General features: G+C 65.4%; 18 protein-coding genes. 6 read left to right on the top strand and 12 right to left on the bottom strand.

The window, feature by feature from the left end; all coding sequences use genetic code 11:
- Complete coding sequence (gene trpD / locus AC6A67_RS01375) at window positions 1-1,038, top strand: anthranilate phosphoribosyltransferase (RefSeq protein ID WP_498034730.1); 1,038 nt, start codon at window positions 1-3, stop codon at window positions 1,036-1,038.
- Window positions 1,039-1,048: 10 nt separating this feature from the next.
- On the top strand, window positions 1,049-1,843 hold the full coding sequence (gene trpC, locus AC6A67_RS01380) for an indole-3-glycerol phosphate synthase TrpC (protein ID WP_498034731.1): 795 nt from the start codon (window positions 1,049-1,051) through the stop codon (window positions 1,841-1,843).
- A 560-nt stretch (window positions 1,844-2,403) separates the two neighbouring features.
- Here trpC and AC6A67_RS01385 read toward each other — a convergent pair.
- Window positions 2,404-4,236, bottom strand: coding sequence for a flavin-containing monooxygenase (locus tag AC6A67_RS01385; protein ID WP_498034732.1), 1,833 nt, complete (start codon window positions 4,234-4,236; stop codon window positions 2,404-2,406).
- Window positions 4,237-4,706: 470 nt separating this feature from the next.
- Here AC6A67_RS01385 and lexA point away from each other — a divergent pair, with 470 nt between their 5' ends.
- Window positions 4,707-5,432, top strand: coding sequence for a transcriptional repressor LexA (gene lexA / locus AC6A67_RS01390; protein WP_498034733.1), 726 nt, complete (start codon window positions 4,707-4,709; stop codon window positions 5,430-5,432).
- A 113-nt stretch (window positions 5,433-5,545) separates the two neighbouring features.
- On the opposite strand, the gene AC6A67_RS01395 is transcribed toward lexA, so the two are convergent.
- Window positions 5,546-8,056 carry a ComEC/Rec2 family competence protein gene (locus tag AC6A67_RS01395; protein WP_498034734.1) on the bottom strand — a complete coding sequence of 837 codons (2,511 nt, stop codon included), beginning with the start codon at window positions 8,054-8,056 and terminating at the stop codon, window positions 5,546-5,548.
- Between the two features lie 784 nt (window positions 8,057-8,840).
- Between AC6A67_RS01395 and asnB the strand changes: the two genes are divergently transcribed.
- The 3 genes from asnB to gltA all read left to right on the top strand — a co-directional run bounded on the left by asnB (window position 8,841) and on the right by gltA (window position 14,312).
- Window positions 8,841-10,817: an asparagine synthase (glutamine-hydrolyzing) gene (gene asnB / locus AC6A67_RS01400; protein ID WP_498034735.1), complete on the top strand. Its 1,977-nt coding sequence runs from the start codon at window positions 8,841-8,843 to the stop codon at window positions 10,815-10,817.
- 394 nt (window positions 10,818-11,211) lie between these two features.
- Entirely contained in the window at window positions 11,212-12,633 is a 1,422-nt protein-coding gene (gltX, locus tag AC6A67_RS01405) for a glutamate--tRNA ligase (RefSeq protein WP_498034736.1), read from the top strand.
- Window positions 12,634-13,022: 389 nt separating this feature from the next.
- Window positions 13,023-14,312 (top strand): citrate synthase, encoded by a 1,290-nt coding sequence (gene gltA / locus AC6A67_RS01410; RefSeq protein ID WP_498034737.1) that lies wholly within the window; start codon window positions 13,023-13,025, stop codon window positions 14,310-14,312.
- A gap of 381 nt (window positions 14,313-14,693) precedes the next feature.
- Here the strand turns inward: gltA and lpxB are convergent, their stop codons facing one another.
- The 10 genes from lpxB to AC6A67_RS01460 all read right to left on the bottom strand — a co-directional run bounded on the left by lpxB (window position 14,694) and on the right by AC6A67_RS01460 (window position 26,424).
- Window positions 14,694-15,866: a lipid-A-disaccharide synthase gene (gene lpxB / locus AC6A67_RS01415; protein WP_498034738.1), complete on the bottom strand. Its 1,173-nt coding sequence runs from the start codon at window positions 15,864-15,866 to the stop codon at window positions 14,694-14,696.
- Between the two features lie 261 nt (window positions 15,867-16,127).
- Window positions 16,128-16,949, bottom strand: coding sequence for an LpxI family protein (locus tag AC6A67_RS01420; protein WP_498034739.1), 822 nt, complete (start codon window positions 16,947-16,949; stop codon window positions 16,128-16,130).
- A gap of 3 nt (window positions 16,950-16,952) precedes the next feature.
- The gene (gene lpxA / locus AC6A67_RS01425) at window positions 16,953-17,756 is read right to left on the bottom strand and encodes an acyl-ACP--UDP-N-acetylglucosamine O-acyltransferase (protein ID WP_498034740.1); all 804 of its coding nucleotides are present in this window, start codon (window positions 17,754-17,756) and stop codon (window positions 16,953-16,955) included.
- The gene (gene fabZ / locus AC6A67_RS01430; RefSeq protein WP_498034741.1) at window positions 17,753-18,217 is read right to left on the bottom strand and encodes a 3-hydroxyacyl-ACP dehydratase FabZ; all 465 of its coding nucleotides are present in this window, start codon (window positions 18,215-18,217) and stop codon (window positions 17,753-17,755) included. The genes lpxA and fabZ overlap by 4 nt, the downstream gene beginning before the upstream one ends.
- A gap of 160 nt (window positions 18,218-18,377) precedes the next feature.
- Window positions 18,378-19,418 carry a UDP-3-O-(3-hydroxymyristoyl)glucosamine N-acyltransferase gene (gene lpxD / locus AC6A67_RS01435; protein WP_498034742.1) on the bottom strand — a complete coding sequence of 347 codons (1,041 nt, stop codon included), beginning with the start codon at window positions 19,416-19,418 and terminating at the stop codon, window positions 18,378-18,380.
- Window positions 19,419-19,515: 97 nt separating this feature from the next.
- Complete coding sequence (gene bamA / locus AC6A67_RS01440) at window positions 19,516-21,879, bottom strand: outer membrane protein assembly factor BamA (RefSeq protein WP_498034743.1); 2,364 nt, start codon at window positions 21,877-21,879, stop codon at window positions 19,516-19,518.
- Window positions 21,880-22,057: 178 nt separating this feature from the next.
- Window positions 22,058-23,215 (bottom strand): RIP metalloprotease RseP, encoded by a 1,158-nt coding sequence (gene rseP, locus AC6A67_RS01445; protein ID WP_498034744.1) that lies wholly within the window; start codon window positions 23,213-23,215, stop codon window positions 22,058-22,060.
- A gap of 205 nt (window positions 23,216-23,420) precedes the next feature.
- The gene (gene dxr, locus AC6A67_RS01450; protein WP_498034745.1) at window positions 23,421-24,650 is read right to left on the bottom strand and encodes a 1-deoxy-D-xylulose-5-phosphate reductoisomerase; all 1,230 of its coding nucleotides are present in this window, start codon (window positions 24,648-24,650) and stop codon (window positions 23,421-23,423) included.
- A 65-nt stretch (window positions 24,651-24,715) separates the two neighbouring features.
- Window positions 24,716-25,579, bottom strand: a complete 864-nt coding sequence (locus AC6A67_RS01455) for a phosphatidate cytidylyltransferase (RefSeq protein WP_498034746.1) — start codon at window positions 25,577-25,579, stop codon at window positions 24,716-24,718.
- Window positions 25,576-26,424 (bottom strand): isoprenyl transferase, encoded by an 849-nt coding sequence (locus tag AC6A67_RS01460; protein ID WP_498034747.1) that lies wholly within the window; start codon window positions 26,422-26,424, stop codon window positions 25,576-25,578. Before AC6A67_RS01460 ends, AC6A67_RS01455 begins: the two co-directional genes overlap by 4 nt.
- Window positions 26,425-26,442: the final 18 nt, after the last annotated feature.

Below are 26,442 nucleotides of genomic sequence, written 5' to 3' on the forward strand. Positions count from 1 at the left end.
ATGGACGCATTCAAACCTTTCATCGCCAAGGTGGCCACCGGGGCTGCGCTGAGCCGCGACGAGGCGCGCGCCGCCTTCGAGACCATGCTGTCGGGCGAAGTGACGCCGGCCCAGGCAGGCGCCTTTTTGATGGCCCTGCGGGTGCGCGGCGAGAGCCTTGATGAGATCGTCGGCGCCGTCTCGGCCATGCGCGCCCGCATGGTTCCGGTCGCCGCCCCTTCGGGGGCCATCGATATCGTCGGCACCGGCGGCGACAATGTCGGCACGTGGAATGTCTCGACGCTCAGCGCCTTTGTCGTCGCAGGCTGCGGCGTGCCGGTGGCCAAGCATGGCAACCGCGCGGCCTCATCCAAATCCGGCTCGGCTGACGTGCTGATGGCGCTTGGCGTCAATCTCGACCTTGCGCCCGATGACATCGCGCGCTGCATCGAAAGCGCCGGCGTCGGCTTCATGTTCGCGCCGAACCATCATTCATCGATGCGCCATGTGGCGCCGGTGCGCTCGGAACTGGGCGCCCGGACCATCTTCAATATCCTCGGGCCGCTGTCGAACCCGGCCTCGGTGCAGCGGCAGCTGCTTGGCGTGTTCGCCGCCAGCTGGCTTGAGCCGATGGTGCAGGTGTTGCAGACCTTGGGTTCGGAACGCGTCTGGGCGGTGCATGGCTCCGATGGCCTCGATGAGATCACCACCACGGGCCAGACCCAGGTGGTGGAGCTCAACCAGGGCGAGATCCGCCAATTCAGCATCAGCCCCGAGGACGTTGGCCTGCGCCGCGCCACGCTGGATGAGCTAAAGGGCGGCGATCCGCAGCACAACGCCTCCGCCGCCATGCGCCTGTTGCAGGGTGAGCCCGGCGCCTATCGCGACATCGTGGTGTTCAACGCCGGCGCGGCGCTGGTGGTGGCTGGCAAAGCCGCCGACCTCGCCGAGGGCGTGAAGATGGCCGCCGCGGCGATTGACAATGGCGCCGCGCGCAAGGCGCTGCAGAAGCTGGTGCAGGCCAGCCATGCGTCCGCGCTTTCGACAGCAGACAAGTGAGACACGCGGGATGAGCAACGTTCTGGAGCGCATCGGCGCCTACAAGCTGGAAGAGATCGCCGCCGCCAAGGCCGCCATTCCCCAGGCCGCAATTGAAAAGCTGGCCGCCGCCGCCCCCGCCCCACGCGGTTTTCTGGCGGCGCTGGAGCGCAAGATCGCCGCGGGCCAGCCGGCGCTGATCGCCGAGATCAAAAAGGCCAGCCCGTCCAAGGGGCTGATCCGTCCGGATTTCGACCCGCCGGCCCTCGCCCAGGCCTATGAGGCCGGCGGCGCCGCCTGCCTGTCGGTGCTGACGGACACGCCATCCTTTCAGGGCAGCCCTGAATACCTCAAGGCCGCCCGCGCCGCCTGTGCGCTGCCGGCGCTGCGCAAGGATTTCCTCTACGACCCCTACCAGGTGTTTGAGGCCCGCGCCTGGGGCGCGGATTGCATTCTGGTGATCATGGCCTCGGTGGACGACGCCACCGCGCTCGCCCTGACCGAGACCGCCACGCGCCTCGGCATGGACACGCTGGTGGAGGTGCATGACGGCGACGAACTGGAGCGGGCGCTGAAGCTGCCGTCGCGGCTGATCGGCGTCAACAATCGCGATTTGCGCACCTTCGAGGTGTCGCTGTCGGTGACCGAGCGTCTGGCCCCGCGCGTGCCCGCCGACCGGGTTCTGGTGGGCGAGAGCGGCATTTTCACCCCAGAGGACATCGCCCGGCTCGCCGCCTGCAAGGTCAACGCCTATCTCGTTGGCGAGAGCCTGATGCGCAAGGACGACGTGGCCGCCGCAACCCGGACGCTGCTCGGCGGAGCCTGACGCGCCGTGCCTGCGCAAACCGCCATCGCGCGCCAGACGCGTCACGTCACCCAACAATGCGCCGTCATGCCCGCGCTCGTCGCGGGCATCCACGTCTTCTTCTGTCCGCGCAGTGAGCGCTGCTCGTTGCAAACGAGCGCGCGAAAGGCAGTCGCCCCGATCAACCGGGGCACTGTCATCGCAGTCCAGCCGCCAAAACGTGGATGCCCGCGACGAGCGCGGGCATGACGGTGGAAATGTCGAGCGGAGAGTTCGCTCCTTCTGGAAACACGCGCACACGCCTGCCAAAGCCTTCCGAGACACCCTGATCAAGCGCAGGGCGCCTCCCTTCGCGCCGTCATGCCCGCGCTCGGCGCGGGCATCCACGTCTTGCTCAGCCGAACGGCAAACCCCGCCAGCTCAAACGATGGTCAGGCGCAGGCATGCGACCCCAGCGACCACGGCCCCCTCCCCACAACGCAATAGCCAAACCGTGGATGACCGCGACGAGCGCGGGCATGACGGTGGAGAACGACAGCGTCAATAGCCAGGGCCATGGCCCCGAACACCCAGCTCAGCGCCTATTCCGCCGCCGCGCGCTGGTCGTAGCTCAGTTCGAGCCCATCCAGATCGCCCTTGCTGCGCCATTTGTCCCACATGCGCAGGAACACGGTCGGTCCGCGCCAGTACTGATTGTTTTTCAGCTCGCGCATACGGCCAATCTGGCCCTCATTATTGTAATAGCCTGGGGTGCAGGCTTCGAGATAAGGCACGCGCGCCTTCGCCACGTCGACGCAGGCCTTGACCCACGCATCCTGCGCCGCTTGCGACGCCTCGATGGTCACGGCGCCGCGCGCCCGCATCTCCTTCAGCACCCAGGCGATGTGCCGGGTCTGCTCGTCCAGCATGTGCTGGAAGTTCGGGCTCTGGCCCGACTGGATAGGGGTGACGATGAAGCAGTTTGGGAAGCCGCGTGAGAACAGGCCGTGGAACGTCTCGGCCCCATCCTTCCACCGCTCCGTCAGCGTTACGCCCCCGCGACCATACACCTCGAGGCCGAAGCGGCGGGTAATGTCGGTGCCGACCTCAAAGCCGGTGGCGTAAATCAGGCAGTCGAGCTCATAGAGCTTGCCATTCACCACCACGCCCTCGTCCGTAATGCGCTCCACGCCCTGGCCGTCGGTATCCACCAGATGGACATTGGGGCGGTTAAAGGTCGGCAGATAACTGTCGTGGAAGCACGGGCGTTTGCAGAACTGGCTGTACCAGGGCTTGAGCGCCGCAGCGACCTGTTCCTGGCGAATGATTTCGTCGACCCGGGCGCGCACCCGCTCCATTTTCTGGAAGTCGGCCAGCTCAATCAGCTTTTCAGGATCCTCAACCGCCTCGCCCTGCTTCTGCTTGCGCCGCGCCGCCAGCAGAATATTGCCGATCAGATCGGTCCAGCCGTCATTGACCATGTCTTCTTCAAAATCACCGCCAGAGACCACGGCGGTGAAATTGTCCATGCGGGCGCGCTGCCAGCCGGGCTGCAGCGCCCTGGCCCATTCAGGATCGGTTTCATGGTCATTGCGCACGTCGATCGATGACGGCGTGCGCTGGAAGACGTAAAGTTCCTTCGCCCATTCGCCGAGGTGCGGCACGCATTGCACGGCGGTGGCGCCGGTGCCGATAATGCCGACGCGCTTGTCGCGCAACCCGGTCAGCCCGCCATGGGAATCACCGCCGGTATAGGCATAGTCCCAGCGGCTGGTGTGGAAGCTGTGGCCGGCGAAGCTGTCGACGCCAGGAATGCCAGGCAGCTTCGGCCGCTCGAGCGGACCACCATTCAGGATGATGAATCGCGCAGAGATCTCATCGTCACGGCTGGTGCGCACCCGCCAGCGCGCGGCGCTTTCATCCCAACGCGCCTCGGTGACCACGGTCTGGAACAGGGCATGCGGATACAGGTCGAAATGCCGCGCGACGCGCTGCGCCTGGCCGAGAATCTCCGGCGCACGGGCGTATTTGCGTTGCGGGATGTAGCCAGTCTCCTCGAGCAGCGGCAGATAGATGTAGCTCTCGGTGTCACAGGCCGCGCCAGGATAGCGGTTCCAGTACCAGGTGCCGCCGAAGTCGCCGCCCTTTTCGACGATGCGGAACCTGTCGACGCCGATCTCGCGCAGCCGCGCGCCCGAGAGCAGGCCGCCAAAGCCGCCGCCCACCACCAGCACCTCCACCTCCTCACGCACGGGATCGCGGGTAAAGCCAGGGGCGACATAAGGATCTTCAAGATAGCGGGCGAAATCGCCGGCCATCTCGACATATTGCTGGTTACCATCCGTGCGCAGACGGCGGTCGCGTTCCTGCTGGTAGCGCGCCTTCAACGCGTCAATGTCGATCTGCGCGGCGTCCCTGTCGGTGGCGGCGGCCATTTGTTCTCTCCCACGCCTGCCCGACGGGCCGGCCCTGTCAGTATTTTTCTATATCAAATATGATACTGGTCAGTACCAATGATGCTGTCAACCATCGGAAACGCGAGGTCCCGCGCTGTTGACGGCACCTGTATGGACGCCGGGGGCCCACGCCGGCCGCCGCGCTGATCAGGTCATGGGCCGCGCAATCTGCCATTGTCCGTCCGTCAGCAAAGTTTACGCTGTCCTGGGCAAGAGTTGGCCATTTAAACAAGAGTTGGCCAATTAAATCGGCCGGCGACGGTCGCGCCGGTTGCAGAACACAGCGGGAACATGTAATACTGTTCATGCTTTGTTTCGACACAGATTCGGCGCTCGCGACGACTTCAGCATCAAGGCGACCACTTCGGAGTGAAGGGGCCGCCTCAGCCAGAAGGTCGTGAATTCCGACGGCAGCGCCCCGGGGCGGCGCGCAACGGGAATGTTTTGCGATGCTGACAGCCAAGCAACATGAGTTGCTGCGTTTTATTCATCAGCGACTGCAGGAAACCGGCGTGCCGCCGTCCTTCGACGAAATGAAGGAGGCGCTCGACCTCAAATCCAAATCGGGCATCCACCGCCTGATCATGGCGCTCGAGGAGCGAGGCTTCATCCGACGCCTGCCCAACCGGGCCCGCGCTGTCGAAGTTCTGCGGATGCCGGACCTGCAGGGCGACGCCGGGGCCGGATTCAAGCCGCGCGTGGTGATGGGCGGCAAGGCCGATGCCGAAGCGCAGGCGCCTGCGCTGCAAGGCCGGTCGGCGCCAGGCGCGGGCAATGCCCCTGATGCGCGCGGCGTTGTCTCCATACCCCTGGTTGGCAGGATTGCGGCTGGCGTGCCGATCAGCGCCATCCAGCAATCCGGCGACAGCATCCCCCTCCCCGCCGATCTGATCGGCACGGGCGAACATTACGCGCTTGAAGTGCGTGGCGATTCGATGGTCGAGGCCGGCATTCTCGAAGGAGATACGGTGGTGATCCGCCGTCAGGATTCGGCTGACAATGGCGATATCATCGTGGCGCTGATCGACGATGAGGAAGCCACCCTGAAGCGACTGCGCAAGCGCGGCAGGGATGTGGAGCTGGAAGCGGCCAATCCGCTGTTTGAAAACCGGGTGCTGCCTGCTGCACGCGTCAAGATCCAGGGCCGGCTGGTAAGCCTTTTGCGCCGCTACTGAGAGCGGCGCGCGGTGGTTGCTGCGTTTGGATGGTCGGACAAGGATTGTGGACTGCCCAACCTGGCGACGCCGAACTGTCAGAGCGCTATGGCGGATGTTCAGCGGACGACGTTTCATGGCTGATGAGTGATGGCGGTCGCTGTGTTCTGGCCGATCTGTTGCGGCGCTCCAATCTGTGATTCCAGGCGTGGTGGATCAGGCTGGTTGAGGGCGGGCCGTCTTTGCCAGGAGCCGGGCGCATGCGAGATGGATTGGCCTTCTGCTGGATCTGACATCTGGGGGTGGGATGGGGCTCCATGGACGCCCGGCTGAGCAGGCGGCGCCGGCTCGGTCGGCCCGATCGTCATGGGGTCGGCTGTGGTTGGCCGGCGCGGCGTGGGCGCTGGCCAAAGTACCGGCAAGACCCTACGCCAGGGCCAGCTTTCACCAGGCCGTCGCACCGCACGCAGGGCAATGTCGCCGTCGTTCAGCCAGACGCTCACCGCGCCGCTGCGGACCAGCGCCGGCCCGTCGAGCAGCAGCGCCGGACGGCAAGGCCCAGGGGCTGGCAAGCTGCTGATCAACACGTCAATGTGGCGGCAATCCCCCTGCATGGCCTCGGTGCGACGGGCCCAGACGACGAGGCCGCCATCATTGCGGCGGACCGCGCAGGCATTCGCGTCACAATTCCCGGTGTCGGGCCGGGATCGCGCGCCATGCGGCATTGCCAGGCCGTGGAGAGCGTACCATTGGCGCGCGACGAACGGAGACACCCGTCCGAGCAGCGCCAGCTGAACTTCGCCGTGCGCATCATCCAGACGCACCAGCGCGCCGCGACCGTTGCGGTCAACCATCACATCGGGCGGCGTGTTGGCTACCGCCAGCAGCAGCCCGGCGCTGGCAGGCGCCATGGCGAACCAGCGCAGCGGCGTGCGGCACGCCACGAACCAGAGCCACGCCAAAGCGATCAGGAGCAATGATGTATCGCCGGAGGCTGCGACCAGTTTCACTGCGCCAGGCGTTGCGGCGATCCATTCTGAGACCCACAGCACCGGCTCCGTCGCGGCGCCCATCAGCCACCAGACAGGCCAGTCCGCGCCAAATGGCGCGAGCGCCATGCCCAGCATCGCGGCAGGCATCACCGCCAGCGACAGAAACGGCAGCGTCATGGCGTTGCCAAGCAGCCCGAGCGGATAGATGTGCTGGAAATGCCAGATGCTGAAGGGCGCCGTTGCGATCTCGCACACCGCAGTCGCGACCAGAGTGGCGCGCAGCGGACGCCAGATCCAGCGCTGTAGCCAAAATGCCCTGTCGCTTTGCGGTTCGACATCGCCCCCCCGGGCGCCAAACGCAATGATCAGGGCAGCGACCGCAGCGAACGACATCTGAAAGCCTGGCGTAAGCAGACTTTCCGGCTGCCATAACAACAGCAGCACGGCCGCCAGCGCCAGATTGTGCAGGGACAGCGCCGGACGATCGATCAGGATGGCTCCGAGCAACGCCGCAATCATGATCAGCGCCCGCACCGTGGCGACGTCTGCGCCAGTGAACACGCAATAGGCGAGCGAGCCTGCAATCGCCAGGCTTGCCGCCAGCTTGCGCACCGGCAGATGCAGCGCGCACCAGGGCGTGAGGGCGAGCAAAGCCCGGGACGTCCAGAACAGCATGGCGGCGGCCAGCGCCATGTGCAGACCAGAGATTGAAAGGATGTGATAGATGCCGGCGGCGCGCAGGGCCTCGTTGGCCTCATCACTGATCTGGCCGCGCTTGCCCGTCACCAATGCCGCCGCCACCGCGCCCGCCTCGCCGCCCCAGGCCCCGGCGATCCGCCCGGTTAGCGCCACCCGCTGCCGGTCGACCCATGCCGCCCAACGCACGGCGACAGGAAAATCCGCTTCCCGCGCATCCGTAACGACAATGGGCGCGTGATGGGCCGTGCCCGTAGCCCCGATGCCGCGAAACCATGCGCTACGGGCAAAGTCATACCCGCCAAACATGTACGGATCAGGCGGCGCGGTCAGCCGCGCCCGCACCGCCACCACATCGCCCGGCAGAACGGCGCGCGCGACGACCGTGCCCGGCTCCGCATTGGGGCGGGGCGATGGCACGGCAAGCCGCACCAGCGCGATGTCCTTTCCACGCCTGGCGTCCGGCAGGACTGACGGGGCCAGCAACAATTGCGCGCCCTGCGGGCGCTGTTCGACCTGCACCACCAGACCGATGACCCCGCCATGCATGACGCCGCCCATGGTGGAGGTCGGGGCCATCGCGACTCGCAGGGCCGCCGCTGCAAATCCGCTGACCACCAGGGCCAGCCCCAGCAGCGACAGCTTCGCCAGTGACTGCGTCCGTGTCAGCGAGGCAACGACAAGCGCAAGCAACGCTACAAAGGCCAGCCCGACTTTCCCCGGCCCAGGCCCCGCGAAAAACCACAAAATGCCAGCGCCGATGCAAGCGGGCGCCAGTAGCCAATGGCGTCGGTCATCGATCTCCGCCGCCAGCCATCCTGAGCAACGCGCTCGCAACCAGCAGCCGCCTGCCCGCGCGGCCATCTGGGGGCGACGCGCGACAGTCGCCGCCCATCCCACTTTCACCGCATAAAGCGGCTGCAGCCCATCCCCCGCCAGACGGCGCAGACGCGCCATCGCACCATCGCGCCCAATGGCCGGCTTGCCCCCATCAGTCTGTGGCACGGCGCCTGCCGCCACCCCACAGGCAGCGCCGCTGATCTTGCCGGGTTGCTGTCACGCACCGGTTTTGGCGACCGGTCACCGCAGACCACCTCACCTCGACCTCCACTCTGAGCCCACCCGGCGCCGTGTTTTGATCAGCTCGTGCTCCCCGCGCGGCCACGCGACCGTGACAGGATCAACAACAGGACGCCGTCGGACTGCGCCCAAGCATGGATTGATGCCGCCACACCTGAGACTATGGCAATAGTCTTGCAGTATACATAGTCAAATTTAACCATGGAATCTCTTGATCGTTACGATAATCTATCGCATAGAATTGCAAGTAATCACTCCTATGATATGCCAAGATTCCATTCTCGTCTGGGAACACCATAACATAAACATTCGGATTCAATACGCCTGCGCACAATCAGCTTTGCTTGAATGACATGAGCCGTTATTCCGCCCGTAGCGTCGTTGACAACTGGCGGGCGCGCCGCGGCTATTCATTGACAGCGAACAGGATGCGCCGCGGCTATGTGAGCTGCCCACCACGGCCATGTGCGATCGTCACACGACCCGCCACACGAGGCGGGACGCCAAGACTTACATAAACAATTTCAATGACAAAGCATCTGATCGGGATTCACCCTCAACGCGCGCGCCCCGATGCGCGTCACATATGTGGTCAGCGCTGTATTAAACCCGCATTGAACGAAAACTTTGTTGCTGATAGACCTCACGCGGGGGACTATATATGTGCGGATTGACTGGCGTTATTGCATATGACGCAAATACGAGAGACGATCTCGGCGCCATTATTCGGGACATGACGGAAATATTGCGCCACCGCGGCCCGGATTCGGACGGATTCTGGACTGGCGATGGGGTCGCTTTGGGCCATCGTCGCCTGTCTATCGTCGAGCTTAGCCCTGCCGGCGCCCAGCCAATGATCTCCGGTTCCGGGCGGTATGTGCTCGCCTATAACGGAGAAATTTATAATCACCTTGCGTTACGCCGCGCCCTTGAGAAGTCGAGAGCCGTCGCGGCGTGGCGAGGCGGTTCGGATACTGAGACGCTGCTGGCCGGCATCGAATTCTGGGGCCTGGATGAGACCCTGCGGCGCGCCCACGGAATGTTCGCCATCGCTGTCTGGGATCGTCAGCAACGCAGGCTGTCGCTCGCCCGTGACCGGCTGGGCGAAAAGCCGCTGTACTGGGGCTATACGGGCCGCAATCTGGTGTTTGGCTCGGAGCTGAAAGCGCTGCGCGCTCACCCTGATTTTGCCGCCCATGTCTGTCCGGAGGCGGTGCAGCAGTTTCTGCGTTTCGCCTACGTCCCAGCGCCTCGCAGCATCTACCGCGGCGTCTGGAAACTGGAGCCCGGCTGCATCCTGGATATTGAGGGCCAGCCAGCCCCTCTGCGCGCCCCGCTCCGCCCCGGCGAGGCCAGGGATGGCCATTCAGTCCGGCGCTACTGGTCGGTCAACGATGTTATCGATGCCGGCGCAGCAAGCCAGTTTGCCGAGGAAGCGCCAGCCCTGACCGCGCTGGAGCGCAGTCTCTCGGAAGCCGTTGGGCGCCAGATGATGGCCGACGTGCCTCTGGGGGCGTTCCTGTCCGGCGGCATCGACAGCTCGTTGATCGTCGCGCTGATGCAGCAGCAATCCGACCGGCCGGTGCGCACGTTCACCGTGGGCTTCGCCGAGGCCGCCTATAATGAAGCGCCGCATGCAGCCGCCGTCGCGCGCCATCTGGCGACTGACCACACGGAGTTGATGGTCTCTGAGCAGGATGCACGCGACGTCATTCCACTGCTGCCCGATATGTATGATGAGCCCTTCGCTGATTCATCGCAGATTCCAACGTTCCTTGTGTGCCAGGCGGCGCGGCGGCACGTCACGGTCGCACTGTCCGGCGATGGCGGCGACGAATTGTTCGGCGGGTATAACCGGTATTCTTGGGGCCCAAGGATCTGGAAGAAGCTGAGATGGATGCCGCACCCTGTGCGGACCGCCATCGCCGCTGGCATCAACGCCACGCCAGCCCCCGCCTGGGACGCCATTGGCGCGCTCAGCGCGAGGGCTGGGGGACCAGACGTCGGGCGACTTAGCGAAAAAGCCCATCGCCTGGCAAGCCGCATGAGCGGCGTCAGAAACGTCGACGACCTCTACCGCAGAACCGTCTCCTGCTGGTCGCCTGACGCACTGAAGGCTAGCGCGCACGAACCTGCGTCGCTGCTTGACGACCCGTTGCCGGCGACCCTACCAGACGCGGCCGCCAGGATGATGGCGCAGGACATGCGCAGCTATTTGCTTGACGACATCATGTGCAAGGTTGATCGCGCCGCCATGGCGGTGAGTTTGGAGACAAGGGCGCCGTTTCTCGATCCGGACGTCGTCGCCGTATCGCAGCGGCTGCCGATCGATATGAAAATTCGCAACAATTCCGGCAAATGGGCGTTGCGGCAGATCCTTTACCGGCATGTGCCACAGGCGTTGATTGAGCGCCCCAAGACCGGTTTTTCAATTCCGATTGGCGCCTGGCTGCGTGGACCCCTGCGCCCCTGGGCCGAAGGGATTCTGCGATCCGACTGTCTGTCCCCCTACATCGATCAACGGCGCCAGGTTGACCTGATCTGGGCCGAGCACCTGCGCGGAACGCATGACCATACCCCCCAGCTCTGGACGATCCTGATGCTGGGCGCGTGGCTGCAGCGCTGGCGTCCTGCCTAAGGCCCCATCGGCTGCCGCCATGGCGCTCGCGGCGGCAGGCCCCGGCGCCGCCACTTGGCGCGCGATCGCCTAAAAGGGTGGGCGCGCGCCATCCGGGCGCTGCCGCGCAGGACGGCGTCATCTGGGCCAACATCTGCGCAAGGCCGCAAGGCGGCCCTCATACACCCGTGGCGGTCATGACTTCGACACGCGGCCTGGCCATGCTAAACCAGCCGGCAATGAATGCGCCGTTCTCGCCGCCTGAGGCGACGGGCGTGCGTCTTTGCGTGTAAGGCTCCGTCGCCGGCTGCGGCGGCGGGGCGTTTGCGCTTTCGCAAGAACGTCTTCACCGCGCGCATGAACCGTGCTGGGCGAGCCTCGCCCAGACCTCATGCCAAGCAATGCTGTCGAGCCAATGACCGATCAGATCATCACGCGATTCGCCCCCTCTCCGACCGGCTACCTGCACATCGGCGGCGCACGCACGGCTTTGTTCAACTGGCTCTACGCCCGCAAGATGGGCGGCAAGATGCTGCTGCGGATCGAGGACACCGATCGCGAGCGCTCAACCGACGGCGCCATCGCCGCCATCATCGATGGCCTCGGCTGGCTCGGGCTCAATTGGGACGGCGACGTGGTCTACCAGTTTGGCCGCGCCGACCGGCACCGTGAGGTGGTGGCGCAATTGCTGGCCAGCGGCGCAGCCTATCACTGCTACGCCACGCCAGAAGAACTCACCGAGATGCGTGAGCTGGCCCGTAAGGAAGGTCGGCCAATGCGCTACGATGGGCGCTGGCGTGACCGCGACCCTTCGGAGGCCCCGGCCGGCGTCAAGCCGGTGGTGCGCCTCAAGGCGCCGCTGCATGGCGAGACCAGCATCGATGACCAGGTCCAGGGGCTGGTGACCTGGAAGAACGAGAACCTCGACGATCTGGTGCTGCTGCGCTCCGACGGCAACCCCACCTATATGCTGGCCGTGGTGGTCGATGACCACGATATGGGCGTCACCCATATCATCCGCGGCGACGACCATCTGACCAACGCCGCCCGCCAGAAGCAGATCTATGAGGCGCTCGGCTGGCGGACGCCGGTGATGGCGCATATTCCGCTGATTCACGGTCCAGATGGCGCCAAGCTTTCCAAGCGTCATGGCGCCCTTGGCGTCGAGGCCTATCGCAGCATGGGCTATCTGCCCGAGGCGTTGCGCAATTATCTGGTGCGGCTGGGCTGGAGCCATGGCGACCAGGAAGTGTTTTCCACTGAGGAAATGATTGAAGCCTTCGGCCTCGGCGCCATTGGCCGCTCGGCGGCGCGCTTCGACTTCGCCAAGCTGGAGAACCTCAACGGCATTTACATGCGCAACGCCAGCGACGCCCGGCTGGTTGAAGCGCTTGAGACCATCCTGCCAGAGCTCGGCGCCGCCCGTGGCCTCGGCGACCGCTTCACCGACGCCCAGCGCAGCCAGCTGCTGGCCGCCATGCCAGGCCTCAAGGAGCGCGCCAAAACCCTGGTGGAGCTGCTCGACAGCGCCGCATATCTCTACGTCTCCCGTCCGCTGCCGCTGGAGCCGAAGGCGGCGGCGCTGCTGGATGACGGGGCCCGCGACCGGCTTGCCCAGGTGCTGGCAGGCATTGAACAATTGCCCGAGTGGACTGCTGAGGCGCTTGAGGCGGTGGTCCGCCAGGTAGCGGAAGCGGCTGGGGTCAAGCTTGGCCAGGTGGCCCAACCCCTGCGCGCCGCCCTCACCGGCAAAACCACCTCTCCGGGCCTGTTTGACGTCATGGTCGTGCTCGGCCGCGACGAAACCATCGCCCGTTTGCGCGATCAGACGACCTGAACATTGTTGCAGGCCGCTCACCCTCGCGAACCGGGTATACTGGCGGCCAACAACCCAGTTCGCCGGGCGGCGGCTGGTCCGCCTCCGCCCGGGTTCTGGCCGTGAGCAGCACAGGCGCGCCGATGCTGGCGCAGGCCCGACGCATGACCGCAACCTCTGGCAACCCTTGCCATGCAAGGGTCGCGACCTCGCCCAATATTGGGCAGTGAACTGTGCTCCAGAAGTGTAGTTACGCTTGATGGGGCATCCCAAATCGGGTACCGAGACACAAGCCTGCCCGTCGTTCTTACGAGGGGTTGCACAATAAAACCCAACACCGCGTGGCGCGACAGGCGCCCTGCTTCGGCCTCCGGAGCGCCGCACGGTCAGACCAGGCCAAGGGTGATTCAATGACAGCAAAAACGGCTGCGCTAAGCGTCGATGGCAATTCGGTGGACCTCAAGGTTAAAGAGGGCACCATCGGACCGAGCGTCGTTGATATCGCGCCCCTGTATAAAGAAACAGGGATGTTCACCTTTGATCCGGGCTTCACCTCGACGGCGTCGTGCGAGTCCAAGATCACCTATATCGATGGCGACGAAGGCATCCTGCTATATCGTGGCTATCCGATCGAGCAGCTGGCCGAGAACGGCGACTTCCTCGAGACCTGCTATCTGCTGCTGGAAGGCGAGCTGCCGACCGCCTCGCAGAAGGCTGACTTCGACTACCGCGTCACCCGCCACACCATGGTGCATGAGCAGCTGCTGCGCTTCTTCCATGGCTTCCGCCGCGACGCGCACCCCATGTCGATCATGGTGGCGTCGGTCGGCGCCCTGTCGGCGTTCTATCACGACTCAACCGACATCAACGATCCCAAGCAGCGCATGATCGCCTCGATGCGCATGATCGCGAAGGTCCCCACCCTCGCCGCGCTGGCTTACAAATATCATGTCGGCCAGCCGTTCGTGTATCCGCAGAACGATCTGGACTACACCTCGAACTTCCTGCGCATGTGCTTCGCCGTGCCGTGTGAGGAGTACAAGGTCAATCCGGTGCTGTCGCGCGCCCTTGACCGCATCTTCATCCTGCACGCCGACCACGAGCAGAACGCCTCGACCTCGACCGTGCGTCTCGCCGGTTCGTCTGGCGCCAACCCGTTCGCCTGCATCGCCGCTGGCATCGCCTGCCTGTGGGGACCTGCGCACGGCGGCGCCAACGAAGCCGCCCTCAAGATGCTTGAGGAAATTGGCACCGTTGACCGTATTCCGGAGTTCATCGCTCGCGCCAAGGACAAGAACGATCCGTTCCGTCTGATGGGCTTTGGCCACCGCGTATACAAGAACTACGACCCGCGCGCCAAGATCATGCAGAAGACCACCCATGAGGTGCTCAACGAGCTTGGCATCAAGGACGACCCGCTGCTCGAAGTGGCGCTGGAGCTTGAGCGCATCGCCTTGTCGGACGAGTACTTCATCGAGAAGAAGCTGTATCCGAACATCGACTTCTATTCGGGCATCACCCTGAAGGCCATGGGCTTCCCCACCGCCATGTTCACGGTGCTGTTCGCCCTCGCCCGCACCACGGGCTGGATCGCCCAGTGGAAGGAAATGATCGAGGATCCGGGCCAGCGCATCGGCCGTCCGCGCCAGCTTTACACCGGCGCGCCAGAGCGCGACTACGTCAACATCAACATGCGTTGATGCCTGGCGCAGGCCACGAGATGATGCAAACCCCGGCCATTGGCCGGGGTTTTTTGTTTGTGGGTTTGGCGGAAGGCTGGCGCGGCGGACCTTGCCGGCAGACCTGGGTTCGCCCCGACGCTGTGACGCTTGCAGCCAGAGATTAGCTGGCGAGAGCGTCGCTTTGGCTAATGCCGTCATTGGACACAGGCGCCCCGTGTCGTCGGAGCCGCTTGCGCGCGTGATGGACTGATGCATCGAATGAATGCGCTGGCCTGCGCCCGGCGGCGCGCAGGTTCGGATGGCTCGGCCTGGCGCGGCGCGGACTGGAAAATCTGGCGCCGATGGTGGCCTCGCGCGGCCCGCTATCATCATGCGGCCTGCCCGCGCGGCTATTCGCCGTCAGCGGCTGCGCGCAGCGATCACCTCAAGCACGATGCGGGCGGCGCGTTCGGATGGCGTTTCGTCGCCGGTGCGCATCTGGGCGTCGAGTCGCGCCAGAGCGGCGACCTGGGCGCGCCGCTCCGGCGTGTCAGCCAGCAACGGCGCCAGCGCAGCGGAGAGGTTCTCGGGCGTGCAGGTTTGCTGGATGAATTCCGGCACGGCGTTCTCACCCAGGGCCAGATTGGCCAGCACGGCTGACGGCGCGATAATGAGCCGGCGAAGGATCATCTCTTCGATGGCGGCGACGCGATAGCCGATAACCATCGGCACGCCGGCCAGCGCCAGTTCCAGCGATACGGTGCCCGATGCAGCCAGCGCCGCGTCGGCCGAACGAAACGCGGCGAACTTCGCCGCTTCGCCGAGCACGATCTCGGGCTGCACCGGCCATTGCGCCACGCCGTCGCGCACCATGTCCAGCAGATGCGGCACGGCAGGCAACGACAGCCGGAAGTCATGGCCATGGGCGCGGAGCGCGCCAAGGGTCTCGCCAAACACGCCGAGCAGGCGCGACACCTCACTGCGGCGGCTGCCAGGCAGCACCAGCAGATGCGGCGGCGACGACAGCGCATGGTCAAACGGCCGGTGGCCCCGCAGCACATCCAGCTTCTCGATCAGCGGATGGCCGACATAGGTGCAAGGCGGCCCGCCGAGGCGACGGTGCGCTTCTGGCTCAAACGGCAGCAGGGCCAGCAGATGATCGACATAGGGCGCCATCTTGCGCGCCCGCCCTGGCCGCCACGCCCACACGCTGGGGCTGACATAGTCGACGATGGGCAGCTCAGGCATCCGCTTGCGCACGCGCCGCGCCACGGCGTGGGTAAATTCGGGGCTGTCGATGATCACCAGAACATCCGGGCGCGCGGCGACAACAGCCTCAACCGTCTGGCGCATGCGGCGCAACAGCGTCGGCAAACGCTTCAGCGGCTCGATGAAGCCCATCACCGCCACATCATGCAGGGGAAAAATACTGTTCAGCCCCAGCCGGGACAGCCGCTCGCCGCCAACCCCGCCGAAGCGCACACCATCCGCCCCCAGCCGCGCCAGCATGGCCTGCGCCATGCCCGCCCCCAGCTGGTCGCCCGATTCTTCACCGCACACGATCCAGACATTCAGCGGTGAACTGGCGCTCATGCAGATGTTCTCCCAATGATCAGCGGGCTGATGCAACAGCCTCATCAGACAGGCGCATTAAGCGCAACGCAATCCGCTCCGGCATGGGCGTCCGCCGGGACGCCCCCCCGTCGACAGGCCCCAGAGCATTTCCCCCCTGCAGGCGAGCGCATCACCCCAACAACCACCGTCATGCCCGCGCTTGACGCGGGCATCCACGACTTGCCTTAGGCCATGCCCCGCCGTCATCAGCCCAGAAGCGCGGCCCTCATCCAACCGCCATCAGAAACCACACAAGAACAACCCGCGCCGATCAGCCTCCGCGATGGCCTGCGGCTGGTCGATGATCAGCGTCCGCCCTGCCCCAACAGCGATGCCGGCAAAGCCGGCGGCCGCCGCGCGGCGCACGGTGCGTGGGCCAATCACCGGCATGTCGATGCGCAAATCCTGGCCGTGCTTGGCGGTCTTGACCAGAACGGGCGGCCCGGGCGAGCGCGGCAACCGCCCAGTGCCCCACAATTTGCCAACCCGGCGGATCATGGCGTCGGTGCCTTCGGGCCCCTCAACGGCGCAGATGCGACGCCCGGAGACAACCGCCGCCTGACCGACATCGAAGGGCGACAGCGCCGTGAGCATGTCATTGGCAAGCGAGATCGCCTCTGGCTGACTGATGGGACAGCCGCCGATCTGGCCCGCCGGCGCCAGCAGCTCCGGCGCCAGATCATGCACGCCACGAATGGCGAAGCCCTGGTCTTCCAGCAGGCGCACCACGCCGCGCAACAATCCATCATCGCCAGAACTGGCGAGCTCGGCGATCAGGTCGCGGTTGCGAAAGGCGGAATAGGCGCCGAGCAGCGCCAATGGTCCGGGCCGGTGGACATAACCGACCAGCGTCACCGCGCCAGGCGACAGCCGACGCAGCGTATCGAGCACGCCGCGCCCGTCGAGAATGCCGTGGCAGGCGGTCGCCGCCCGGCGGGTCGCCCGGTCGGCGAAACCGCGCAGGGCGATGATGTGCACGTCAACGCCGCGCCGCGCCAGCACATCGCGCAGCGCCAGCGGCAGCGCGCCGCCACCAGCAATGATGGCGACAGACGCGCTCATGGCTCAGTCTGCGCTCCGCGGCGTGCAGATGGCGCGGTCGCCGCCTTCGCGAATAAAGGCCAGCACCTCGGTCACCAAAGGATGCGCGCCCAGCTCGCTCTCGGTGTCCGCCACCCGCTCCAGCAAGGTGCCTTCCGCCGCAAACAGCATGCGATAGGCGCGACGCAGGGCGTGAATATCCTCGCGCTCAAAGCCGCGCCGCTTCAGCCCGACCAGATTGAGGCCAGCCAGATGGGCGCGGTTACCGATCACCATGCCATAAGGGATCAGGTCATTCTCCAGCCCCGACATGCCGCCGACAAAGGCGTGCGAGCCGACGCGGGTGAACTGGATCACCGCCGAGCCGCCGCCGAAGATCACATGGTCGCCAACGGTGACGTGGCCAGCCAGCATGACATTGTTCGACATGATGACATTATCGCCCACCCGGCAATCATGCCCGACGTGCGAATTGGCCAGCAGGGCGCAACGATCACCGACCACCGTCTCCAGGCCGCCGCCAGCGGTGCCGGGATTGATGGTGACGCCCTCACGCAGCATGCAATCGGCGCCGATGCGCAGCGTCGATGGTTCGCCAGCGTATTTCAGGTCCTGCGGCGCATGACCGATGGAGGCGAACGGATAAATCTTCGTGCGCGGGCCAATGCTGGTGCGCCCGGCGACCGCCACATGGCTGACCAGTTGCACGCCATCGCCCAAAGTCACCTCCGGGCCGACCGTGCAGAACGGGCCGATGCTGACGCCGGCGCCAATCGTCGCCGCCGGATCAACCACGGCGAGCGGATGGATCTCCGCGCCGCCGCTCACTCGAGCACCAGCATGGCGGAGACTTCCGCTTCAGCGACCAGCGCGCCATTCACCTTGGCCTCGCCGCGATACCACCACATGTTGCGGCGGTTATTGAGCTTGCGCATGTGGAATTCCACCACATCGCCGGGCTCAACCGGCTTGCGGAACTTGCACTTGTCGATGGTCATGAAGAACACCTGCTTCGGCGCCTTCGACTCGGCGATCTTGGAGGCCACGCAAATGGCGCCCGCGGTCTGGGCCATGCCCTCGATCAGCAGCACGCCCGGATACAGCGGCCGCGTCGGGAAATGCCCCTGAAACTGCGGCTCATTGATGGTGACGTTCTTGATGCCGATGCAGGAATTGTCCCCGTCGATCTCCACGATCCGGTCGACAAGCAGGAATGGATACCGGTGTGGCAGATAGCTCATGATCTGCAGAATATCGGCGGAATCCAGCTTCTGCGGCGCCCCTTCCATCAACATGCTCCCTGATATGCGCTGTCCGGCGGCAAAGCGCCCCGGCCTGTAGACCCTCAGCCTGACGCGGCCCTAAGTGACCCGCCCTGCCTGTCTGCCCTGGTCTGGGCGCAAGGTTGACCGACCGAGGGGTCTCAATGGTCAACCGGCGCCCGATGAATCAGTTGTTGCGATCACGCGACGCCAGCTTTTTAAGCGCTGTCATCTCGCGGAACCACTCCTTGATCGGTCGGGCGGGCGTGCCCCCCCATACCGATCCGGGCGGCACGTCGGAATTGACGTTCGAAGTGGCGGCGATCTGCGACCCGGCGCCGATGCGCACATGGCCGACCACACCGACCTGGCCGCCGATCACCACATAGTCTTCAAGCGTCGACGAGCCGGCGATGCCAACCTGGGCGACGATGACGCAATGGCGACCGATCACCACGTTGTGGGCGATCTGCACCAGATTGTCGATCTTGGTGCCCTCGCCAATCATCGTGTCGCGCGTTGCGCCGCGATCAACCGTGGTGTTGGAGCCAATCTCCACATCATCCTGAATGATCACCCGGCCAATCTGCGGCGACTTCAGATGCGTCGCCCCCATGGCGAAGCCGAAGCCATCCTGGCCCACGCGCACGCCGGGGTGCAGAATGACGCGGTTGCCGAGCAAGGCATGCTGCAACACGACGCCAGGAGCGATGGAGCAGTCCCGGCCAATACGCACCCCCGGCCCCACAACCGAACCCGCGCCGATCACCGTGCCACGGCCGATCTCGGCGCCGGCGCCAACGATGGCGCCTGGGTCGATCACAGCCCCCTGCTCGATGCGCGCTTCCGGATGAACGATCGCGCCAGGGGCCACGCCGGTGGCGCCAAAGAAGGAGCCGGGCCGCATGGAATCAGGAAACAGCGCCGCCAGCGCCTGGGCGAAAGCGCGATGCGGATCGCGGCAGACAATCGCCACCGTCTCGCCCTGCACGCGGCTGGCGTAGCGCTCCGACACCAGCACCGCAGCGGCGCGGCACTGGCCGAGCGCCGTCACGTAGCGGGCGTTGTCCATATAAGCGAGGTCGCCGGGGCCGGCGCTCTCCAGCGGGGCCACCGCCGTGATTTCCCGCGCAGCATCCACGCCCTCAGGCAGGGTCGCGCCAGCAAGGCCAGCCACTTCCCCCAGCGTCACGCCCCGTGCGGGCCGGAAAAATACAGGATCAGTCATTATACGGGGCCATACTGCGAAAACGGCGGGACGTCCAGAAGACGACCCGCCGCCACAAGCTGGAAGTTCAGGCCGCGCCCGGCGGCCTGAGCATGGATCAGAAGCTGCCGCCGCCCGAGAAGCGGAAGGCCTGGGTACGGTCGCCGGTCGCCTTCGACAGCGCGTAAGCGTAGTCGAAGCGGATCGGACCAAGCGGCGACTGCCACAGGATCGAGGCGCCGACCGAGGTACGGATAGCCTTGCTGTCGTAGACGTTCACGCACTCTGGCTGAACCGGCAGACCGGCGGTGTTGCAGCCCGTCGGACCCCAACCCTCGATAACGCCATTGTTGTTCAGGTCGAACTGACGACGACCCTTGTAGCCAAACAGCGTGCCGGCGTCGGCGAACACGGCGCCCTTCAGGCCGATCTCACGCGGAACCAGCGGGATCGGGAACTGGATCTCGGCGCTGGCGCCGAAATAGGTGGTGCCGCCGATGGCGTTGGTCGAGGGATCGCCGTTCAGGTCACGCGGGCCGAGACCCGAGGGAGCGAAACCGCGGACCAGCGTCGGGCCCATGAAGAAGTGGTCGGTAAGGCGCAGGTCCTTGCCGCCGATGGCGTTGATGTGGCCGCCCTGCAGCTTCAGGATACCGACGTAGTCGTCGAAGATCTCGTGGTAGTAACGGGCCTCACCGGTGGCGCGGATGAAGCGGGAGTCACCGCCCAGACCCGCCACTTCCGGACGGAACTCGGCGTAGATGCCGTTACGCGGATCCTTGACGTTATCCAGCGTGCTGTAGGTGAGCGTGGCGCCGACCAGCGAGGTGATGGTGTTGCCGCGCGCTTCCTTGACCGCGATCGACGCTTCACCGTCGTATGCGCAGTTCGGATAGAGCGCCAGCGCCCCTGGCTGACCGTCATAAAGGAACAGATTACCCGGCGCGCCCGGCAGGAACGTCGTCGTATAACCCGGCAGCGGCACGGAGCAGTCGTTGTACGGCTTCTTGTAGCTGTTCGGCACCTTCAGATTGGTCTGGTACAGCGAATAGCGCAGCTGCAGCGAGAACTCTTCGGTGATCGGCAGGCCGAAGCGGATGGTGCCGCCCGAGGTGCGGGTCTCGTAGTTACCGTATTCGGTATTGTCCACATATTTGGTGAACACGTCGAAGCCGGCGGCGAGACGCTGACCGAGGAAGTAAGGCTCGGTGAAGGAGAACTGCACGCCATTGGCGCGCTGGCCCAGCTGACCCGACAGCTTCACATACTGGCCGCGACCCATGAAGTTGGACTCAGCCACGGCGACCTCGCCGATGATGCCGTCCTGGGTCGAGTAACCGCCCGAGATCGAGAACTGGCCAGTGGCCTGATCTTCAACCTCAATGTTCAGGACCACCCGGTCAGGCTGGCTGCCTGGCTCATTGGTGACGCGAACCTTCTTGAAATAGCCAAGGTTGTTCAGGCGGCGCTCAGCGCGATCCACCAGCACCTTGTTGTAAGCATCACCCTCTTCCAGGTCGAGCTCACGACGGATGACGTAGTCGCGGGTACGGGCGTTGCCACGGATGTTGATGCGCTCAACGTAAACCCGCGGACCTTCCTCAACGATATAGGTGAGGCCGATGGTCTTGTTGTCGCTGTCGCGCACGCCAGCCGGACGCACCTGGGCGAAGGGATAGCCACGACGCATCACGTCGGTGGTCATCGCCTCAAGGCCCTTTTCGATGGCGTCAGCGTCATAGGTCTGACCGGCCGAGGTCTTCATGCGGCCACGCACTTCCTCAGCGGCGACGCCAGGAATGCGGGACTCAACGTCAACGGCGGCGATGCGGTAAGGCGCGCCTTCATCGACGCCAATGGTGACGATCCAGCCGCCCTTGGCCTCATCGAACACGGCGTCCGACTGCACGATACGGAAGTCTGCGTAGCCGTTCTTCAGATAGAAGCGACGGATCGCGTCCTCGTCCTGGGCGATCTTGTCCGGATCATACACGTCGGTGGTCTTCAGCCACGACAGCAGATTCATCTCGGTGGTCTGCATCAGATTACGCAGACGGGTCGATGAATAGGCGTGATTGCCGACGAAATTGATTTCCTTGATGCCAGTCTTGTCGCCTTCCTTGATGGTGAAGACGACGTCCACGCGACCATTGTCGAGCGGCACAATCCGGCTGGAGACAGTGGCGAAGCCACGGCCGCCGCGCTTGTAGATTTCGCGCAGCAGCGCCTCATCAGACTGAACGCGGGCAGGACTGAACGGGTCGCGGGCCTTGGTGGAGAGCTCGCCCAGAAGCACGTCCTTCTGGATCTTCTTGTTGCCCTCGAACACCACGCGATTAACGATCGTACGCTCACTGGCGCGCGATGCGCTGGCATGGTGGCCACGGCCCTCCGCCGAAGACTGGGCCTGAACGCTGACGACGCCAGTCGCCAACACCAGCCCGGTGGCAAGGGCAAGACGGCTCACGCTCGTCAAACCCATCCTGCGGATCGTTGCAGTCACATTCATAAACTGGCCGCCCTGATTCTTATGGACCCCGGAACGGGGGCATTATCCATGCGTTCTACGCTGCCTCTGAAATTGCTTCTAACGTGTTTACGTTGGCATGCAATCGAAGAGAAGGTTAACAAAACCTTTTTTTGAGAGCGTGGTTACGAAGTCACGATCCCCCCAGACCGAGCCGGCTGCCGAGGTGCATCAGATCGTTCCAGGTCACGAAGATCATCAGCATCAACACCAGCGCCAGCCCGATACGGAAACCGTACTCCTGCAGCCGCTCGCTCATGGGGCGGCCGCGCACGGCCTCCACTGCATAAAACAGCAGGTGGCCGCCGTCGAGCATCGGTATCGGAAAGAGGTTAAGCAGTCCGATCGACACTGACAGGAATGCCGCCAGATTGAGGAGCGGCGTAATCCCCATTTGGGCCACATGGCCTGATACCTGGGCGATGCGAATGGGCCCCGACAGCTGGTCGACGGATTCCTTGCCGACGATCAGCTTGCCCAGATAATCAAAGGTGCGATCGACCACATACCAGGTCTCCATCACCCCCATCTGCAGGGATTCCAGCGGCCCGAAATGGCGCACCCGCGCGTCTTCGGGATTGCGCGAGCCCTGCACGCCGAGCATGCCGATGCGCTGCTTGCCGAAAGGCGTGGACAACTCGCGCGTCGCCGGCGTCGCCGTCAGCTGCACGGGAGCGCCGCCGCGGTCGACGGTAAAATTCAGCGCCTCGCCCGCCTTGGCCGAGATCACCCGCTGCATGTCGGCGAAGCTGCTGACGCGGGCGCCGTTGATCGTGGTCACCACATCGCCTGGCTTGAAGCCAGCGGCGGCGGCGGCGCTGTTCTCCTGCACCGCATCGATGCGCGGGATCAGCTCGACACGGCCATAGGCGTAGATGGTGGCGCTGAAGATGGCGATTGCCAGCAGGAAGTTGGCCACCGGCCCGGCGGCGACAATGGCGGCGCGGCGCGGCAACGTGGCGTGCTGGAAGCTCTCCGCCCGCTCCTGGGCCGTCATGGTCGCCATGGCGGCCCGGTCAGGGGTGCTGGCGGCGCCAGCGTCGCCAGCGAATTTCACATAGCCGCCGAGCGGAATGGCGGCCACCTTCCAGCGCACGCCGCGCTTGTCGGTCCAGCCGAACAGTTCGCGACCGAAGCCGATGGAGAACACCCTGACGCCGACGCCGCACCAGCGGCCGACGATATAGTGGCCATATTCATGCACGAACACGACGATCGAGAGCACGAATATGAATGGGATGACAGATCCCAGGAATGACCCGAACAGACCAGTCAGTCCGCTAATATCCATGTGCTCCGGCTCCATCGACGCCCGGCGTTAGCGCCGGCCGATCTGTATCAGCAATAATCCTGGCTGGATTCAGGCGAAGGCTGCGCCATGCGCCGGCGCGTCGCCCGCGTCAAAATTCCGGTGACGCACGTTCGGTGGAACATGTCTGACAGCCCCGACCGCCCGCCCCGCAGCCCCTGACGCAACCGGCGCCGAAGCCGGCCCCTCAGGCCAGCTTCTCCAGTGTATATGCCCGCGTTTCAGCATCAATGGCCAGCGCGGCGTCAATGCTGTCTGGCGCCGGCCCTGAGCCCGAGCTGGCGCAGACCTGGTCGATGAGCCTTGCGATGTCGGCGAAGCCAATGCGGCCATCGAGGAACGCAGCCACCGCCACCTCATTGGCGGCGTTCATCACCGTGGCCGCCCGGCCGCCGGCGCGCATCGCTTGCTGGGCGATGGCGAGGCAGGGGAACCGCTCGAGGTCCGGCGCCTCAAAGGTCAGCGCGCCGATGCGCGCCAGATCGAGCCGCGGCGTCGTCAGCGCAAGGCGCTCCGGCAGGCCGAGACAATGCCCAATGGGGATTCGCATGTCGGGCGAAGCCATGCCGGCGGTCACCGAGCCATCGCTGAACGCCACCAGACCGTGGATCACCGATTGCGGGTGCACAAGGACGTCGAACCGATCGGCATCAAGACCAAAAAGATGCATCGCCTCAATAAGTTCGAGGCCTTTGTTCATCAAACTTGCCGAGTCAATGCTGATCTTGGGGCCCATCGACCAGGTTGGATGGGCCAGCGCTTCCTTCGGCGTGATGCTGGCCATCTCAGCCGCCGGGCGGGTGCGGAACGGGCCGCCGGATGCGGTCAGCGTCATGCGCTCGACCCGCTCCACCGGCTCGCCGCCCAGCGCCTGCCACAAGGCGTTGTGTTCAGAATCGACGGGCAGCACTGGCACGCCAAGGGCCCGGGCGTCGCGCATAAAGGCCTCGCCGGCGCAGACGAGGCATTCCTTGTTAGCCAGCGCCATGGTGCGGCCCGGGCGCATCGCTGCATGGGTCGGGCGCAGGCCGGCGGCGCCCGAGATCGCCCCCACCACCAGCTCACAATCCATGGCGATGGCGTCGTCAACGGCGGATGGACCGGCGCCGCAGGCCACGCCCGCGCCCGCCAGCGCCTCACGCAACGGCGCGTGCAGCGCAGGATCAGCGAGCGCGACGAAATCCGGCTGCAACTGACGCGCCAGCTGCGCCGCCCCGGCGACGTCGGCGCCAGCGACCAGCGCGGTGACGCTGAACCGCTCAGCGTGCTCGGCGAGCACCGCCGCGGTGGAGCGCCCGACCGAGCCGGTGGCGCCAAGCACCGTCACGCGACGACGGCCCGCGTCCCCGGCCAGCGTCTGGGCTTCCGCCGACCCGGTCCATTGCCTGTCAGGGGAAGGCGCGAAGGATTTGCTCATAAGTCACTTGTTCCCGTTCGGGGCCGCGCGGCGTGGCGCCGCTGACCAGGGGCGCACGGTCAGGTTCAGGCCGCGCCGACCAGTCGCCAGCCAATGTAGCCAACGGCGACCAGCGCGGTGACCGCCCAAAAGGCGTCCAGCCGGTCGAGCACGCCGCCATGACCAGGGATCAGCTGGCCGGAGTCCTTGACCCCTGCCCGACGCTTCAGCGCCGATTCCGCCAGATCGCCGCCCTGGCCGAGCACCGAGGCCAGCGCCGAGACGGCGATGACCGGCCCGACCGACGCCCAGTCAAAGGCGGTGACCAGCACCAATACGCCAGCCAGTACGCCAGCGAGGCCCCCGCCAAAGAAACCAGACCAGGTTTTGCCGGGACTGACCGCTGGCCACAGCTTCGGTCCGCCGAGGCTTTTGCCAGTGAAATAGGCGCCGATGTCGGTGGCCCAAACCACGGCGAACATCCACAGCAGCACCGGCAGGCCAAGCGCCGGATCAGCGCGCACCAAAGGAGGCGTCAGCGCCAGCACCGCGCCAACGAGGAATCCCGCGCCAAACAGCGCCGCCAGCCGGATCGACGCCCCAGCGACGAAGCCGCTGACCAGCGCGCCAACAAGGCCAAGCCCGAGCGCCGAAAGCAGCCAGCCTGACCAGGCGGCCAGCGCAACCAGCGCCACCGACAGGGCGCAGACCAGCCGCCAGCCGCGGCGCCGTTCCCGGCTGGCCAGCGGGGCGGTCTCCGCCGCATCGGTGAGCCGCAGGAATTCATGCGTTGCGACGCCGCCGGCCGCCGCCCAGAACAGGGTGAGCCACAGGCCGCCCGAAAAGGCGACGCCCAGCGCCACCGCGCCAAGGATCACCGCAGAAACCGTACGCCGCCACAGCTCGGAACGCCCACGGAACAGGCTGTCAGCCAAAGAAAACCCGCTCAAGCGTCTTCGCCTCCCCCATGGGCATCGCGACGGCCGGCCGTCTGGCCTGCCGCACCGCTCATTGACTGCTGATCAAGCCCGGCGCCGCCCCCCGGCGCCTGTGGATCGGCCACAGCATCCACGCCGCCATAACGGCGCTCCCGGCTGGCGTATTCAGCGATGGCGGCGCGCAGCAGCGTGTCGTCAAAATCTGGCCACAGCACGGGCATGAAGACATATTCCGCGTAAGCGGTCTGCCACGGCAGAAAATTGGAGGTGCGCACCTCGCCGGAGGTGCGGATCACCAGATCCGGGTCGGGAATATCGCCGGTGTCGAGGGCGGCGCTCACCAGCTCCTCGGTGATGTCATCTGGCGCCAGTGCGCCCGCCGCCACCTGGCGGGCCAGCCGGCGCATGCAGGCGACGATCTCCTGACGGCCACCGTAATTAAACGCCACCACCAGGGTCAGACCGGTGTTGTGGCGGGTGCGCTGTTCGGCCTCTTCGAGGATGCGCCGCAGATCTTCGGCCAGCGCCTCACGCTCGCCAATGAAACGGACGCGCACGTTGATGCGCTCGAGATCGGCGAGGTCGCGGCGGAAAAACAGCCGCAGCAGCCCCATCAGCTGGCCAACCTCGACCGCCGGGCGCCGCCAGTTTTCGGTCGAGAAGCTGTAGACGGTGAGAAAATCGACGCCGAGCTCAGCGGCGCTGCGCACGGTGCGGCGCAGGGCCTCGACGCCCCGGCGGTGCCCCTCGACGCGCGGGAGGCCGCGGCGCGTGGCCCAGCGCCCATTGCCATCCATGATGATGGCGACATGGCGCGGCGCCCGCGCCCCGTCCGGGGCCTGGGTGACAGGCGTCATCAAGGTATCTGTCGCAAC

The organism is Camelimonas sp. FR25 (genome assembly GCF_059740505.1).